This window comes from Actinocorallia sp. API 0066 (assembly GCF_020991275.1).
Classification (GTDB): domain Bacteria; phylum Actinomycetota; class Actinomycetes; order Streptosporangiales; family Streptosporangiaceae; genus Actinocorallia.
Genome location: NZ_JAJLQY010000031.1, coordinates 1 through 1,574 on the forward strand (window position 1 = coordinate 1; position 1,574 = coordinate 1,574).

Genomic DNA, 1,574 nt, shown 5'->3' on the forward strand with positions numbered 1-1,574 from the left:
CACCCGCACCAACTCACCCACACCGGAGCCAGCGGCATCGGCGTGCCGGTCACCGCCGGGGGAAGCGAGCAGATCCGTGTCCAGGACCAGCCACTCCGGCACGTCCTCACCCAACGCCTCCAGGTCCGCCGCACCCGTGATCACCGCGCTGTCCGGCCCGGCCGCACCGCCGTCATCACCGGTGGCGAAGGGGGTCCAGCCGACGGAGAGCATCATCGGTTCGGCACCGCCGACGGAGGGGGCGGCGGCGGAGGGGGCGGTCATGGGCCGTGAGGTGAGGGCTCCCAGCGTCAGGACGGGCTCGCCTGCGGTGTCGGCCAGGTCCATCGTCAGCCCGCCGGGGCCCTGGGTCGCACGGACCCGAAGGGTCGTGGCGCCGGTGGCGTGGAGGGTGACACGGTTCCACGCGAACGGAACCATCACTTCGCCGGTGTCACCGGCCGGTGTGGCGGCCATGGAGATGTGCAGGGCGGCGTCCAGGAGCGCTGGGTGGATTCCGAATCCGTCCACGTCGGCGCCCTCGGGGAGGACGACCTCGCCGAACAGCTCCCCCTCCCGCACCCAGACCGCCGTCAGACCCTGGAACAGCGGCCCGTACCCGTAGCCGTGATCGACCAGCCGCTCGTAGAAACCCTCGACCGAGACCGGCTCGGCGCCCGCAGGCGGCCAGGCCCGCAGATCGGCACCGTCAGCAGCGGAGGCAGCGGCGGAAGAGAGGAAGCCCTCGGCGTTCCGCTGCCATTCCCGCGTCCCGACCAGGCGCGAACTCACCAGCACCGGCCGACGGCCCGTGCCATCGCTCTCCGCGACGTGCACCTGGATCTCGACCGCGCCGGACGCCGGGACCAGCAGCGGCGCGTGGATGACGAGCTCGTCCAGCACCGAGCAGTCCACCCGATCCCCGGCCGCGACAGCGAACTCGACGATCGCGGCACCCGGAACGACCACGGTGCCCGCGATCACGTGATCGGCCAGCCACGGATGCGAGTTCAACGACACCCGCCCCGCCAGCATCACCCCACCGGGCACCTCCACCACCGCGCCCAGCAACGGATGCCCCCCGGCCACCCCACCGGCAGCGACGGGAACCAGCCAGTAACGATCGCGCTGGAACGGGTAGGTCGGCAGCGGAACAACCCGACCGGGAACGGCGGCACCAGGGATCAACGCGGTCAGAGCAGCCTGCGTGACCGGCCCGCCAGCCGCCCAGAGTTCAACGAGTCCAGCGACCACCGCGACCGACTCCGACTGATCCCGACGCGACAACGCAACCGCCGCGATCGAGTGGTCACTGGTCCGGGCGAGAGACGTCAGACTCCCATCCGGACCGATCTCCACCAGAAAACCGCTCCCGGATTCGCTAAGGGCCTCAGCCAGCGCGTCGGCATAACGGACCGGTTCACGGACCTGCCGCACCCAATACTCCGGCGACATCCACTCCCGCCGCCCCGCCACCGACGGCTCCCGGTAGGCGACACCAGCCGCCACAGAGGCGAACTCCCCCAACATGGGATCCATCAACGGCGAATGGAACGCATGGCTCACCGGCAACACCCGCGCCCGAATCCCCGACT

The 1,574-nt window shown here is 71.0% G+C and carries 1 protein-coding gene; it reads right to left on the reverse strand.

Going from position 1 to position 1,574, the window contains the following annotated elements:
- Window positions 1–1,545 (reverse strand): polyketide synthase dehydratase domain-containing protein (locus LO762_RS32190; protein ID WP_230620134.1); only part of this gene is annotated, 1,545 nt, incomplete at its 3' end.
- Between the last annotated feature and the right edge of the window lie 29 nt (window positions 1,546–1,574).